This window comes from Vibrio sp. TRT 17S01 (genome assembly GCF_050113695.1).
Taxonomy (GTDB): Bacteria; Pseudomonadota; Gammaproteobacteria; order Enterobacterales; family Vibrionaceae; genus Vibrio.
In genome coordinates this window covers 1-1,088 of record NZ_JBNJOG010000059.1, presented here as the reverse complement: position 1 = coordinate 1,088, position 1,088 = coordinate 1, and the positions used below count along the sequence as shown (strand labels likewise).

The following is a 1,088-nucleotide window of genomic DNA, read 5'->3' as shown; positions in this document are numbered from 1 at the left end:
ATACCACCTTAAACACTAAACGCAACGCATAGTAAAAATGCCACGCGTTGCGAATCACTCTTAAACAGTTTGTTATGCATTAAAAGCCGTAATACTTACCAATTGCGGTTGCAAGCAAACTACCTGCTGCTCCAACTTTTATGTCCCAGACGGTAGATGCTGCTTTGCTCACCATAGTCCCCATCCAAGAAGATACCTCTTTTCCAAACTGTCCAGTTTTGACCTCTTCAGTATCCTGATCTTTCTCTATAGCTAGTTTAAGAGCGTTAATATCAGCATCACTCACCTTATTCTGTTTCAAGACTTCAACTAGTGAATGTATGTCATTTCTATTGATACTGTTTCGCACATTTTGGGTATTTGAGTCACCCACAACTATCGTAGTGTTATCACCAAAAACTGCATTATTAAATAAATCAGACACACCCACCTCCTTTGCCCTTGACCTCATTTCTTCTGTATCCATTTCGGATGGAAATTTTTCCGACAGTTCAAGGACAAAATCCAATAACCTCGAATTTACTTCTGTTAATACTTGCGTCATGACACCCGATGAAGTCATACCCCAAGCCGTTTCTACCTGATAGCCATTACTCAAGCCCTTTGATAATAGTGGGTAATACTCAGGTGCAATTGTTATTTGCAAATCATCGCGCTTTGAATATTCGCTGATGACAGCAATACTATCAGTGAGAAAACGTGTATCTAGCTTCTCTCTAATTGACTTATCTAAGTGCATCATCGGCAAAACTTGGTGTGTCTGGCGGTAAGCCATGTTACTTACATTACCTAATACAGAGACATGAACCACCCTATAGCTTGGCAACGAGTCTATGGATTGGTAACCTCTTAACTCACTATCAACCCAGTCCAAGATTTCTTTTTCACCGAGTTTATGTAGCAACACCTTTGTTTTTAATAATGCTGTTTTTAAGCTGCTTTCTTCTGAACTCAAAATTTCTATTATTTCATCAATAAGTTTCATCGAGTAACCTATTCAAATTTAATGCATAACGCCGCGTTAAGTGGTGAACAACGCTAACCACCAAACCTAAACCATTGTACCTTATACACTTAAGTTAATTTAA

1 protein-coding gene is annotated in these 1,088 nt (G+C 38.6%); it reads right to left on the bottom strand.

Annotated elements, in window-relative coordinates:
• Positions 1 to 79: 79 nt before the first annotated feature.
• A complete protein-coding gene (locus tag ACQEXS_RS22460) occupies positions 80 to 985 on the bottom strand; it encodes a hypothetical protein (RefSeq protein ID WP_074531672.1) in 906 nt (301 codons plus the stop codon).
• Positions 986 to 1,088: the final 103 nt, after the last annotated feature.